This is a genomic window from Sharpea porci, from assembly GCF_009695655.1.
GTDB classification, from domain to species: domain Bacteria; phylum Bacillota_I; class Bacilli_A; order Erysipelotrichales; family Coprobacillaceae; genus Sharpea; species Sharpea porci.
The window spans coordinates 22,986-36,815 of sequence record NZ_VUNM01000002.1; the positions used below are offsets into that span (position 1 = coordinate 22,986).

At 37.3% G+C, this 13,830-nt stretch carries 14 protein-coding genes; all 14 read left to right on the forward strand.

All coding sequences use genetic code 11. The features are described from left to right. Positions 1-68: 68 nt before the first annotated feature. The 14 genes from FYJ79_RS01310 to FYJ79_RS01375 all read left to right on the forward strand — a co-directional run bounded on the left by FYJ79_RS01310 (position 69) and on the right by FYJ79_RS01375 (position 13,828). A complete protein-coding gene (locus tag FYJ79_RS01310; protein ID WP_326803025.1) occupies positions 69-1,208 on the forward strand; it encodes a cysteine desulfurase family protein in 1,140 nt (379 codons plus the stop codon). 4 nt (positions 1,209-1,212) lie between these two features. Next, positions 1,213-2,418, forward strand: a complete 1,206-nt coding sequence (gene thiI / locus FYJ79_RS01315) for a tRNA uracil 4-sulfurtransferase ThiI (RefSeq protein WP_154514392.1) — start codon at positions 1,213-1,215, stop codon at positions 2,416-2,418. 53 nt (positions 2,419-2,471) lie between these two features. Further along, the gene (locus FYJ79_RS01320) at positions 2,472-3,227 is read left to right on the forward strand and encodes an arginase family protein (protein WP_154514190.1); all 756 of its coding nucleotides are present in this window, start codon (positions 2,472-2,474) and stop codon (positions 3,225-3,227) included. A gap of 85 nt (positions 3,228-3,312) precedes the next feature. Next, positions 3,313-4,536 carry an acetate/propionate family kinase gene (locus FYJ79_RS01325; RefSeq protein WP_154514191.1) on the forward strand — a complete coding sequence of 408 codons (1,224 nt, stop codon included), beginning with the start codon at positions 3,313-3,315 and terminating at the stop codon, positions 4,534-4,536. A gap of 66 nt (positions 4,537-4,602) precedes the next feature. Further along, entirely contained in the window at positions 4,603-5,805 is a 1,203-nt protein-coding gene (locus FYJ79_RS01330; RefSeq protein ID WP_154514192.1) for an Mbeg1-like protein, read from the forward strand. Continuing rightward, on the forward strand, positions 5,798-6,772 hold the full coding sequence (locus tag FYJ79_RS01335) for an alpha-hydroxy-acid oxidizing protein (protein ID WP_229771284.1): 975 nt from the start codon (positions 5,798-5,800) through the stop codon (positions 6,770-6,772). The genes FYJ79_RS01330 and FYJ79_RS01335 overlap by 8 nt, the downstream gene beginning before the upstream one ends. 7 nt (positions 6,773-6,779) lie before the next feature. After that, positions 6,780-7,232, forward strand: coding sequence for a thioredoxin-dependent thiol peroxidase (bcp, locus tag FYJ79_RS01340; RefSeq protein WP_154514193.1), 453 nt, complete (start codon positions 6,780-6,782; stop codon positions 7,230-7,232). Then, positions 7,229-7,972 carry a peroxide stress protein YaaA gene (gene yaaA, locus FYJ79_RS01345; protein ID WP_154514194.1) on the forward strand — a complete coding sequence of 248 codons (744 nt, stop codon included), beginning with the start codon at positions 7,229-7,231 and terminating at the stop codon, positions 7,970-7,972. The genes bcp and yaaA overlap by 4 nt, the downstream gene beginning before the upstream one ends. A 10-nt stretch (positions 7,973-7,982) precedes the next feature. Then, on the forward strand, positions 7,983-8,528 hold the full coding sequence (locus FYJ79_RS01350; protein WP_154514195.1) for a histidine phosphatase family protein: 546 nt from the start codon (positions 7,983-7,985) through the stop codon (positions 8,526-8,528). Continuing rightward, positions 8,528-9,496: a DHH family phosphoesterase gene (locus tag FYJ79_RS01355; RefSeq protein ID WP_229771285.1), complete on the forward strand. Its 969-nt coding sequence runs from the start codon at positions 8,528-8,530 to the stop codon at positions 9,494-9,496. Before FYJ79_RS01350 ends, FYJ79_RS01355 begins: the two co-directional genes overlap by 1 nt. Continuing rightward, entirely contained in the window at positions 9,477-11,105 is a 1,629-nt protein-coding gene (locus FYJ79_RS01360) for a CvpA family protein (protein ID WP_154514196.1), read from the forward strand. Before FYJ79_RS01355 ends, FYJ79_RS01360 begins: the two co-directional genes overlap by 20 nt. Positions 11,106-11,182: 77 nt before the next feature. Continuing rightward, positions 11,183-11,857 (forward strand): response regulator transcription factor, encoded by a 675-nt coding sequence (locus tag FYJ79_RS01365; protein ID WP_154514197.1) that lies wholly within the window; start codon positions 11,183-11,185, stop codon positions 11,855-11,857. Further along, positions 11,854-13,275: a sensor histidine kinase gene (locus tag FYJ79_RS01370; protein ID WP_154514198.1), complete on the forward strand. Its 1,422-nt coding sequence runs from the start codon at positions 11,854-11,856 to the stop codon at positions 13,273-13,275. Before FYJ79_RS01365 ends, FYJ79_RS01370 begins: the two co-directional genes overlap by 4 nt. Further along, a complete protein-coding gene (locus tag FYJ79_RS01375) occupies positions 13,250-13,828 on the forward strand; it encodes a xanthine phosphoribosyltransferase (RefSeq protein WP_154514199.1) in 579 nt (192 codons plus the stop codon). The genes FYJ79_RS01370 and FYJ79_RS01375 overlap by 26 nt, the downstream gene beginning before the upstream one ends. Positions 13,829-13,830 lie beyond the last annotated feature (2 nt).

The window sequence follows — 13,830 nt, forward strand, 5'->3', positions numbered from 1 at the left end:
CCAAAGACATTTTAGTTGTCACAAATGAAAAATAGTGTACAATAAGAACGATTAAGGAAGTGTAGAAAGTGATATATCTTGATTATGTGGCAACAACACCACTTGCTCCTGAAATTAAGGAGACATATATAAAACTGTTAAATCAATATTTTATTAATGCGGATTCTGCTTATGCACCTGGTTATGAAGTTAGCGGATTGATTGAAAAGAGCCGTAGCCATATTGCCAAGATGCTGCATGTAAGAAATGATGAAGTGATTTTCACATCATGTGCATCTGAAGCCAATAATCTTGCGATAAAAGGCGCTGCTTTTCAATATATGAATCGGGGCAAACATATTATTACAACTGCCATTGAACATAGCTCTGTCGCTAATAGTTTCAAAGAGCTTGCTGATGTATTTGGCTTTGAAGTTGACTATCTTCATGTCAATCATCAAGGGGCACTTGATCTTGATGAATTACGTCATCTTATTCGTGATGATACAATTCTTGTCTCAACGATGTATGTCAATAATGAGATTGGGGTGATTAATCCTATTCATGAAATTGCCTCTATCATTCATGAAAAGAATCCGAAGACAAAATATCATGTTGATTGTGTTCAGGCTTTAGGGAAATTGCCGATTGTGCTTGATGATATTGATCTTGCCAGTTTTTCTGCACATAAGATCTTTGGCTTAAAGGGAAGTGGTTTACTTTACAAGAAGCACAATACTTCGCTTGTCCCTCTTATTAATGGCGGACAGCAGGAATTTGGCTTAAGGGGCGGTACAAGCAATGCCGCAAGTGAAATTGTTTTTGCGAAAACAATGCGTCTCGCTTTAGAAGCAAGGGAAGAACACTATGCCTATGTATCTCAACTTAATCAATATCTAAGAAGCGAACTTGCGAAACGTCCTGCTATTGTCATTAATTCACCAGCAGAGAACTGTTCACCATTTATTCTCAATATCAGTATTCCTCATTATAAGCCTGAAGTTCTAGTGCATGCATTAGAAGAATATGATATTTATATTTCCACAAAAAGTGCCTGTTCCAGCAAGCATACGGATGTCTCACATACACTTGCTGCAATGTATCTTGATGATGAAATTGCTAGGAGTGCATTACGTATTTCCTTTTCTCATTTAACGACTAAAGAAGAAATTGATACATTCTTAAAGGCTTTGGATGAAAGCCTCAAGAATGTCAAGAAACAGAGGTAGAAAGATGATTCCTAATCATATTATCGTGCGTTTTGGTGAATTGACGACCAAAGGCAAGAATAGAAAAAACTTTACAAGAAAGTTATTAAACAATACCAAAGAAATCCTAAAAGACTTTGATAAGCTCACTTATCAACTGACATATGATCATCTGTATATCATGCTGAATGGCAGTGATCCACAAAGTGTTATGGAAAAGCTGAAAACTGTTTTTGGAATTCATTCTTTTTCATTATGTTATAAGGTGGAAGCTGATTTAGAAAAGGTTAAAGAAGTGGCAGCCTATATTATTAATCATGATGAAGGCATGAGCTTCAAGATTGATACAAAACGTAATGATAAAAACTTCCCGATGACATCATTAGAGATGAACAAGGCGATAGCCGGCTATGTTTTCCACAATACAACCAAAGAAGAATTACGTGTTGATGTTCATCATCCCGATATTCTTGTTAAAGTAGAATATCGTAAGGATTATGCCTATGTCATGGATAATGTTGTGTTGGGAGCAGGGGGATATCCTGTAGGCATTGGTGGGAAGGCTTTATTGATGCTTTCGGGTGGCATTGATTCACCAGTGGCTGGATACTTGATGATGAAACGTGGCATTGATATTGAATGCATTCATTATGCGTCTCCACCTTATACTAATGAGAAAGCTCGCGAAAAAGTGCTTGATCTTGTCGATGTCATGAAAAACTATGGTCATGGTAAGATTACCGTCCATATTATTCCTTTCACGCAAATTCAGCTTTCTATTTATGATCATGCCGATGAATCATATGCCATTACAATTATGCGCCGGATGATGTATCGTATTGCTCAGCAGGTTGCCAGGGAAAGAAACTGCAAGGCTATTGTCAATGGTGAATCTGTTGGTCAGGTGGCCAGTCAGACACTTGATTCTATGCAAGTCATTAATGAAGTCATCAATACTCCCGTTATTCGTCCTGTTGCTTGTGCGGATAAGCTTGAAATTATCAAGCTTGCTGAGGATATTGGAACATATGATATTTCCATTCGTCCATTTGAAGACTGTTGTACCATCTTTACACCACACAACCCGGCGACTAAACCAAAGAGTTATCGTTGTGAAGCCTATGAAAAAGAGTGGGATCATCAAGCTCAGATTGATGAGGCGATTGCTAATAAGGAAACAATTGTTATTGATTCAACCTATAAGAATGATGAAGAGGACGACTTATTCTAGTCGTTCTTTTTTGTATAGAACGTGCTATAATATTGCATTAGGAGGAATTTGATATGAATAGAAATCTATTGGTCGATTTCACACATATCTATCAGCCTACAAAACCTATTCAACAGGATTTTGCCCACTTAGATATGAGTGATATGCATTCTGTCAAAATGTATTTAAGCGATGAAAGCAAACGAGAATTAAGAAAACGTCTTGCCCGTTATCCTATTTCCGGCATACACTTTATTGATTCAGGAGATTATCATTATGTCACAGAATTCTTTGTTGAAAGAATTCATCAACCTTTTTCTTTAATTCTTTTTGATCATCATAATGACATGCAGCCATCCTCATTAGCTAATATCACAACATGTGGCAGCTGGGCGCTAGAAGTCCTTCTAAAGAATCAATTCCTTGTTCAGCTTATATTGATTGGTACAAGTCAGCATCATATTGATGAAATACCCGTTCATTCTTCCAAACTGATTACGCTTTCGGAAGAAGAAATTTGTGATGGAAAGCTATCAGAAAAACTCAAAAAGATCTGTCATCAGGTTCCTTTCTATATTTCCATCGATAAAGATGTCTTAAGTCAGCGTTATGCTTTGACCAATTGGTCACAGGGGCATATGCGTATCACAACACTATATCATTTCCTGGATCTTATTTTTCAAAAGGAGAAGGTTATCGGCGTTGATATTGCTGGTGAAATGGATGAAGATGATGGCGGTTCTGATTATTTTAAAGCCAAAGCCCTCAATGATCGGACAAATGTTGCTTTATATCGCTATCTAAAGCAGATTGGTACAAAGAAAAGTTGAAAACAAAGCAAAAAATGAAAATTATTATAGAAAAGTGTAAGCGCTTCTAGTAGAATAAAGATTAAGTTGTTAGGAGGATTCATACATGTCTAAAATAATGTCAGTAAATGCTGGAAGCTCATCATTAAAATTCCAGTTGTTTAAAATGCCTGAAGAAGAAGTGATTTGTTCAGGTGTTGTTGAGAGAATTGGTCAAGCAATGGGAAGCTTTACAATGAAACATAATGGTGAAAAGAAAGTGATCGAAGAACCTATTCCTGATCATGGTAAAGCCGTTGATATGCTTTTAAAAGCGTTGATAGATGATGGTATTGTTGAGAAGCTTGAAGAAATTGATGCAGTAGGCCATCGTATTGTCCAGGGGGGTCCATACTTTAGTGATTCAGCTATTGTAGATGACGACGTAATCGCAAAAGTAGAAGAACTTGCAGAATTGGCACCTTTGCATAATCCTGCTCACTTAGTTGGCTATCGAGCTATTGCGAAAAAGCTACCAAATGTGAAACATGTCTTTACATTTGATACAGCTTTCCATCAAACAATGGATGCCGAAAGATATTTATATCCATTACCATATGAATACTATACAGATTTAAAAGTGCGTAAATATGGTGCCCATGGGACAAGCCATAAATATGTCAGTGAACAGGTTATTGATATGCTTGGTAATCCAAAGCATTCAAGAGTGATCGTATGTCACCTTGGCAATGGTGCAAGCTTAAGTGCTGTTCAAGATGGTAAGTGCATTGATACATCAATGGGCTTTACTCCTTTAGCTGGCGTTATGATGGGGGGAAGATGTGGTTCAGTAGATCCATCTATTATGCCTTATTTATGCAAGAAGCTGAATAAAACACCTGATGAAATCTTATATATTTATAATCATGAATCAGGCATGAAGGGTGTTTCAGGTATTTCAAGTGACTCACGTGATGTCGAAAATGCTCTCTTCAATAAGGATGGTAAAGCAACACCTGAACAGAGTGAACGTGCTTTATTAACTTCTCTTCTTTATGCCCGTATTGTTTCTAAGTATATTGGTCAGTATTATGTAGAATTAGGCGGCTGTGATGCGATTGCCTTTACGGCTGGTGTAGGTGAAAATGCGGCTTATTTGCGTCGTCTGATTATTGATGACTGTTCAAGAGCACTTTCTGTATTCCTTGATGAAGAAGCGAATAATATCCATTCTAGTGAAAATAGAATTATCTCTAATGAATATTCTAAGATTGATGTGATGGTTATTCCTACAAATGAAGAAGTCATGATTGCGAGAGATACAGTAAGATTATTACATTTAGATGCATAACATAAAGGGAACTGCAAGTCGTAGTTCCCTTTATATATTTATGCTATAATCTTATCGGAGGGGCTTATGGAAAATCGTGATAATGTTTGTACATATATAAGATTTAAAGGTGATTGTTCATTTAAAAAGATGTCTTTTAATGAAGTTGATGCGATGATTTTTGCTTTATTATCCTATGTGGATTTTAGACAAATACTCACTTCACCACAAACATTAGAAGATGCTTATAAGAAGCTTTTAATCGTTGAAGAGAAGGGAATAGACGATTCACGTCCTCATACTCCAACGAGTCTAGATGTCTTGGAAATGGTTAAGCTCATGGCGCATTCAACACGTTTTCATAATATTATTCTTGATCATTATGTGGATGAATATTCCTTGTCACAAAGTGAACAGTTTGCAGCCTTAACGATTACTTTCATGCCACACTTCCATGTCTTCAGTTTTAGAGGAACGGATGATTCATTAGCGGGCTGGAAGGAAAACTGGGAAATGATTTATAAAATGCCAGTTACTGGACAGACAAAAGCCTTAGCCTATATTCAAGACCATATTTCTTCAAAATGGTATCATGCTTTTGAGCACTATTGGCTTGTGGGTCATTCAAAGGGTGGTAATCTGGCTGTCTATGGTGCTTGTTGTCTAGAAGAAAAGCAGGCCAAAAAGATTGATGGTATTTATAGCTTTGATGGGCCTGGTTTCCGTTTCCCACTGACAGAATTTCCCCATTATACAGCCCTAAAATCACGTATTCATAGCTATACGCCTAGCTTTTCGGTTATTGGCATGACTTTTGAGTATTATCATAAGGACTATACGATACAGTCATTTGAAGAAGGGCTTGCTCAACACTTAGGATTTAGCTGGGTTGTTTGTAATGATCATTTTGTGCGCAGTATGCGTGATGAGGAAAGTATACAGGTTGAAGAGCTGTTTCATAGCTGGCTAAGCGAAATTCCTCTTGATGAACGAGAACAGTTTGTTCAATCATTATTTCAAGTGCTTGAACAAGCAAACATCACAAATCTTCAAGAATTTCTTCATATGGATATTAAAGCGATGATTGAAGTGGTTAAAGCGATGGGAGGCATTGATGGCGAAAGACGAAACTTGATCATACGTATTTTAACGCTCCTGGCAGCTAAAAGCGCCAAACCGCGGTTTGATTGGTTTAATGAAAGTGTTGAGAAAATTGGCAATGCATTAAGCTTGAATACACAAAAGATTATCGATAAATTCAGTAAGAGAGGTAACAACAACAATGAGTAATATGAATTTAACTGGTCCTTGGCCAGGCCCTGAAGGGTTGATTCCAGAACCACCAAAAAATGCTGCTGATGCGAATAGGCATACAAGAAATTACTTAGACAGTATTCTGATTGAAGAACGCATAATTGATGCAATCGAACCAGATTTACATTTTGATTTATGGGGTAAATCATTTGCCTCACCAATCATGATGCCAGCCTTTTCTCATTTAAATAAAGTTGGAGAAAATGGCCGTACACCAATGGAAGAATATGCCCAGGCTGCAAAAGAATTACAGATTGTCAATTGGGTTGGTATGGAACCAGATGATGAATTTGCTAGAATTGCTGCTCTTGGAGCAAAAACTGGGCGTATCATCAAACCATTCAAAGACAAAGAAGAAATCTATCGTCAAATTGATAAGGCTCAAGAATGTGGTGCGATTGCGGTAGGTATTGATATTGATCATGTTTTTGGCAAGGATGGCAAATATGATATTGTTGATGGCATAGAATTAGGAAGTGTGACATGTGAGGATCTTAAAAATTATGTCAACTATTCAAAGGTGCCATTTGTCGCCAAGGGTGTTTTAAGTGTGACAGATGCCATAAAATGTAAAGAAGCTGGGGTAGACGCTATTTTTATTTCCCACCATCATGGCCGAATGCCTTTTGCGATCCAGCCTCTTGCACTTCTGCCTCAAATCAAGAAAGCATTAGCAGGGACAGGGATGATGATTTTTGTCGATTGTCATATTGATGATGGCTATGATGCCTATAAGGCGCTTGCTTTAGGTGCTGATGCTGTATCTGTTGGACGTGGGATTTTACCTGGCCTGTTAAAAGAAGGAACTGAAGGCGTTATGAAAAAAGTCAATAAGATGAATGAACAATTAAGAGAATTAATGGGTTATACAAATGTACATAATGTGAATGAGTTTGACCCAAGTGTTCTCTATGTTTATGGTCATCAGCTAGAAAAGGAGTAAAAGTAATATGCTTGAAGTAGGAAGTTTAGCACCAGATTTTTCCTTACCGGATGAAAATGGTGATTTACATAAATTAAGTGACTATCGTGGTCAAAAAGTTATTTTATATTTCTATCCTAAGGACAACACGGCTGGATGCACAAATCAGGCATGTGGCTTTAAAGACCGTTACCCACTCATTCAAGAAAAGGGAGCGGTTGTCTTAGGTATTTCAAAAGATTCCGTAAGAACACATAAGAATTTTAAGACAAAATATGATTTGCCATTTACTTTGTTGTCGGATCCTGAACATCAGGTGATTGAAATGTATGATGTCTGGAAGGAAAAGAAGAACTATGGCAGAGTCTATATGGGGATTGTGAGAAGTACTTATCTCATTGATGAGAATGGTATCATCGTCAAAGCTCTCGAAAAAGTAAAACCTGATCAGAATCCTCAGGATATGGTGGATGTTCTATGAGAATCATTTTTTCTCCGACAAAGAAAATGGTTCATGATGAATATGCCAACTTTCAACATCTGCCAGTATTCCTTGATGAGACAAGGAAGATCTTAGCTTATCTTCAGTCACTCAGCTATGAAGAACTCAAGAAGCTATGGAAATGTAATGACAAGCTTGCTAAAGAAAACTATGAGCGCATTATGGACATGGACTTAACTCATCATTTGACACCGGCTCTTTTTGCTTATACCGGTTTAGCCTTTAGTCATCTTGCCCCCAATATATTGAGTGAAGATGCCTATCAATATCTTGAAGACCATTTGCGTATTCTTTCAGGCTTTTATGGTGTTCTTAAACCTTTTGATGGGGTGACGCCTTATCGCTTAGAAATGCAAAGCAAGACAAAGATTGAAGGCTATAAGGATCTTTATATGTTTTGGGATTATAAGCTGTATGAGGAAGTTATTGATGAGAGTCATCTAATCATCAATTTAGCTAGTAAAGAGTATGCCAAGTGTATTGAAAACTTTTTAAGTGATGAAGATCTCATGGTTACGATTGTTTTTGGTGAATATAAAGATGACAAGGTTATTTCCAAAGGCACAAAAGCTAAAATGGCAAGAGGTGAAATGGTGCGCTATCTGGCCATGAACCATATTGAGAATCTTGATGGAATCAAGGACTTTGATGTCATGAACTACCAGTATGATGAAATGCTAAGTGATGATCATACATATTATTTTATTGAAAAAGGATAGTGAGGAGTGCATGATAAAGAAACTCTATTTTACTAGACATGGGCAGACATTCTGGAATGTTGAAAATAAAATATGTGGGGCAACGGATATTGGTTTAACTGAACTTGGTCACAAGCAAGCTATTGCGTGTGGCAAAGCCATTCTTGATGCTCAATTGCCTATTGATCTTATCCTCTATTCACCTTTAATAAGAGCGAAAGATACAGCCATGCATATAAGTGAAATCACGGGCATTAAGGCTATTGAGGAAAGACGGCTAAAAGAACAACATTTTGGGAAGTTTGAATCAACTCCCCGGGATGGCCATGAATTCTATCTTGCCAAGAAACAATTCTGTTATGACTTTGATGGCGGAGAAAGCATGATGCAGATGGCTTATCGTATCTATGGTTTGCTTGATGAATTAAAAGAAAGTGAAAAGACATACTTGTTGGTGGCACATAATGGCATTGCAAGAATTGTTGCGTCTTATTTCCATAATATGACCAATGATGAATTTGCGAAAGCAGGGATAAAGAACTGTGAAGTTGTGACCTATACATTCAAGGATGCCTAATGAAAAGGAGTACAATGATGTTGGAAATAATTAAAAAAATCAATGAATATGAAGAGATTCTCATCTATCGCCATGTCAATCCGGATTTGGATGCCTATGGTTCGCAGTTGGGCATGTATGCCTTCTTGAAGACAAATTATCCTTTTAAGAATATTGTTCTTATGGGCCAGGAGGATGAAGGGCTCAATAAAATCTTTCTTCCTGAAGGCATGCCAGTCACCAAGCCAACTGGTCAAAAAGCATTAGCTATTGTGCTTGATACTGCGAATCGAGAACGTATTGATGGTGATTTAACACTGGCAAGTGAAGTGATTAAGATTGATCATCATTTGGTTGTTGATAGCTATGGTGATATGAATTATGAGCGTGTTGATGCTTCTAGCTGTGCTGAGATTGTGACATTGTTGATTGGTGAAGTGCTAGGCAGTTATAATTTAAGTGTGGCAGGTGCTCGTGCGCTTTATATTGGTATTGTAGGGGATTCTAACCGTTTTCTCTATCGCAATACGACCAGACGTACTTTTGAAGCAGCCTCTGTCTTGATTGATCAGGGCATTGATATTGAAGAAATCTATGCGTCGATGTATGTTCGTAAAGAGAAGGAACTGCAGGTAACAAAATATATCTTGAATCATTATAAGAGTGAAGGTGGCTTTGCTTATTATTATCTCAGTGATGAAACGCTTAAAACTCTTGGCATTAGTCGCAATGAAGGCTCAAATTATGTCAATGTTTTAAGCAATGTTGAAGAATTCAAGGTATGGGGTGCGATTACCGAAAATAAAGAAGCTGGCAACATACGTGTTTCCTTGCGCTCACGAGAGTATCCAGTGAATGAAGTCGCTGCTCGTTATCATGGTGGAGGCCATATGCTTGCAGCTGGAGCTACACTTGAAACATTGGACCAATTGCCTGAACTTGTAAGAGATGTGCAGGAGGTGATTGCACATGGACGAGAAGAAGAGTGAAGAGAAGAAACAAAAAAATCCTTTTAAAGAGACATTGCTGGCACTGCTTATTACATTCATTCTGTTTGTTGTTAGTGAGTATTTTACGCTAACGCCTGTAACTTTTCATAGCCGGACATTTCTTGTCACATTTGCAATCACTATCGGCGTCTTTGTCTTTCTGCGTTTGATTTTCTTGCATCGTTTTGATAAATTGCAGTGGGTTTTATGCCTGTTGATTGTTTTGTCTCTTGGCATCAATGTGGTAGGTCCTTATTTCTCAACAGAAATGCTGAATGCGAAAAAGTATGCACGTCAAATTCAGTTAACGAAAAGCAATGATTTCTATAAGGATAATGAGAAAGTTACAGAGAATGCGATACCGGTTGTTGATAAACAATCGGCTATTAAACTTGGTGACAAGAAGATGGGCTCAATGAGTGAATATGTGAGTCAGTTTGTGGTTGATAATACATATAATCAAATCAATTACAATGGTAAAGCTGTTCGTGTTACAACCCTGAATTATGGCAGTAATCTTAAATGGCTTACTAATCACTGGTCGGGTATTCCTGCTTATATTATGGTTGATATGGTCACTCAGGATACAAAGGTTGTGAAACTAGAAAATAAGATGAAGTTTACAATCCATGATCATTTCTTTCGTAATATTAATCGCTATATTCGATTCCGTTATCCGACATTGATATATGCTAAACCTGCTTTTGAAATAGATGAAAAAGGCAATCCTTATTATGTTGCTCCTGTCTATACTTATAAGATTGGTCTATTTGGTGGCAGGGATATTAAGGGAGCGATTGTTGTGAATGCATCAAGTGGGCATGTTCGCTACTATCGCAAGGAGAAAGTGCCTAAGTGGGTTGACCGTGTCTATCCGGCCGAGCTCATCTATAAGCAACTTGAGAATTCAGGTAAGTATTCTGGTGGCTTTTTGAATAACTATCTGTCCCAAAAAGGTGTTCTCAAGCCAACAAAGGGTTATTCCTATTTGGCTATTGATGATGATATTTATATGTATACGGGCTTTACATCTGTTTCTGGAGATAGCAGTAATGTTGGCTTTGCGCTTGTCAATATGCGCACTAAAAAAGCAAAATTCTATCCCATTGCTGGTGCGACAGAAGCAAGTGCTATGAAATCAGCCAAAGGCAAAGTGGAGAACTATGGCTATGATGCAACATTCCCTATCTTGTTGAATGTGGATAATGTACCGAGCTACTTCCTTTCACTTAAGGATGAAGAAGGGCTGGTTAAGAAATATGCCTTTGTATCAGTAGAGAATTATGAGATTGTCGGGATTGGTGATAGTGTAAAAGAAGCTCGTGAAAATTACATGAAGCTTATTAATGATTCTGGTCATGCAAAAATTAAGACTTTGACAAAAAAGGCGGAAGGTAGGATTGCTTCAATCAAGGAAGTTGTTGTTGATGGTAATACAACATACTACTTTACCTTAGAAAATGATACGAAGACATATATTGCCTCAATCAAAGTCAATCCTCAGCTTCCTTTAAGCAAAGCAGGAGATGAAGTCAAACTGACTTATATTGATGACAGTAATGAAGCGAAAACAGTCTCACAACTTACATTTCTCACAACCCAAAGCTAATCATTATGGTTAGCTTTTTTAGTCTATAATTCTAAGGGGTTCTATGCTATAATGTGTGATATTGTGGGGTGAGTATCATGAAATCTAAGATTATGATTGTCGATGATGAAGAACATATTAGAGAATTGGTAAGATTCTATTTAGATAAAGAAGGTTTTGAATGCATTCAGGCTGCTAATGGTGAGCAGGCGATTGAAATTATTGAAAACCAGTATATTGATTTAGCGATTGTAGATATTATGATGCCAGGTATGGATGGGTTTACGCTTGTGGAAGAAATGCGTCAGTATCGTGAATTTCCAGTTATTATGCTGACGGCAAAGTCACAATCGAAAGATAAACTTAAAGGCTTTTCTCTTGGTGTTGATGACTATGTCACTAAGCCATTTGATCCTGAAGAACTTTTAGCTCGTGTGAAGGCTATTTTAAAGCGTTATTCCATCAATTCTTCGAATGTTGTAGAGATTGGTGATGTGATCTTTGATGGTGATAAGTATGAAGTACGATATCTTGATGAAACTATTCATTTGCCATTAAAACAATTTGAATTAGCCTTTGAGCTCGCTAAACATCCTAATCAGATCTTTACTCGTGAACAGCTTATTGAGAAGATCTGGGGAATGGATTATGATGGCTTTGATCGTACAGTTGATGTTCATGTCAAACGTATTCGTGAAAATCTTAAGGGTTTACCTGGCTTTAAGTTTGTAACAGTTCGTGGTGTTGGCTATAAGCTTGAGGTAGAACAATGAATCTTAAATCCGTTTATTCTAAATTATTTATGGGATTTCTCATTACCCTCATCCTTTCTTTTAGTGTGACAGGTTATTATATTGTTAAACGCTCTTCAAGCAATACACAAAGCGTTGCACTTGAGGAACTTAAGGGAAGAAATGAGCATATTGCAGATCTGGTAGAGACTGTTGATGAACAGGATATAAGGCGTATCCTTGATGATTATGCCAAGACAAGCAAGAGTGCCTTTCATATTGAAGGTGGGACGCTTCATGACAGCTTTGGTAAAGTACAGATAGGCTTGGTGCTTGATGATGTTTCGATGAAATCGATGAAGGTCAAAGAAGGAGCAGTCAAGATAAGAAATCATGATAATTTCTATCAGTATTCTAAAAGCTATAAAATCCATAATCAAATTTATATTATTACCGTTCAGAAAGATGTCAGTAAATCAGCATCAGCTTTCCTAGATTCCTTTATCTTATCTGGGGTGATTATGTTTCTTGTGGGAACTGTCGTATTCTTAGTGGTAAGTGATATTATTGTTAGACCAATTAGTAAGCTTACCGCGGCCACAAAGGAATTATCAAAAGGTAATTACAAGGTTCGTGTTGGTTATGCTGGTGATGATGAGATTGGTAAGCTCTATGTTGCCTTCAATAAAATGGCTGTTGAACTCAATAAGCAAGAAGCAAGAAGACAGCAGTTTATCTCCGATGTTTCCCATGAATTCCAGACCCCATTAACGGCTATTAGTGGTTTTGCCGGAATTTTGAAAATGGAAGATTTGCCAGCTGAGCAACGTATGAAATATGCTGATATTATAGCTTTCAATGCCAAAAGACTATCAACACTTTCGAAGAATATGTTGCAGTTAACTTTGCTTGAAGGTGAAGATGTGCAGCTCGAAAAAAGCAAGTATTCACTTATTGATCAGCTTAATCGTGTTATTGAGACGGAAGATAATAATGCGCTTGCGAAAGATATCGAAATTGAATTTAAGCATCCTCGTGGTGATATTGAGATTGTTGGTGATGAAGCAAGAATGGAGCAGGTCTGGATTAACTTGATTGGCAATGCTATTAAATATACGAATGAACATGGTGTGGTGACTGTTGATATACGTAAGACGACAAAGGATATTGAAGTGCGTGTAGAGGATACGGGTGTTGGTATGAGCGAAGAAGCCATCAGTCATATCTTTGAGCGTTTCTATCGTGAAGACAAATCCCGCAGTGTCGAAGGAAATGGGCTTGGGTTATCGATTGTTAAGAGAATATTGGATTTACATGAATTTTCTCTTGATGTGACAAGCCAGGAAGATGTTGGTAGTGTTTTTACAGTCAAGATTCCTTATGCACCATTTGGTGATTTTGCGAAAAGATTAAATATAAAAAGAGATAAAGAACATGAAAATATTGGAAAAGAAGATTAAGGAAGAAGGTCAGGTTCTTGAGCCGGATATTCTTAAGGTGGATAGTTTTCTCAATCATCAGATTGATGTAAGTTTGTTTCAGGAAATAGGACAAACCTTTCAAAAGCATTTTAGTGATAAAAAGATTAATAAGATTTTAACGATTGAAGCAAGTGGGATTGGTTTGGCAGTGATCTGTGCACAGAATTTTGATAACTGTAAAGTTGTTTTTGTGAAAAAGGCAGCTTCAAAGATTACGGATGATCATGCCTATACAACAACGATTCATTCCTTCACTAAAAATACAGATTACATTGCGCGGGTTTCTGCTGATTATTTGAATGAGGATGATCATGTGCTTATTCTTGATGATTTTCTTGCCAATGGAGAAGCAATATTAGGAATGTATGATCTATGTCAGCAGGCTCATGCAACAGTTGAAGGCATTGGCGTTGTTATTGCGAAGGGATTCCAGTCTGGGATGACAAGAATTAAGCAAGAAACAGGCTTGGATGTTTATGCCCTAGAAGTCATTGAAGGCTTTGAAAAGGGAAAGGTTATATTAAGGAAGTAGAT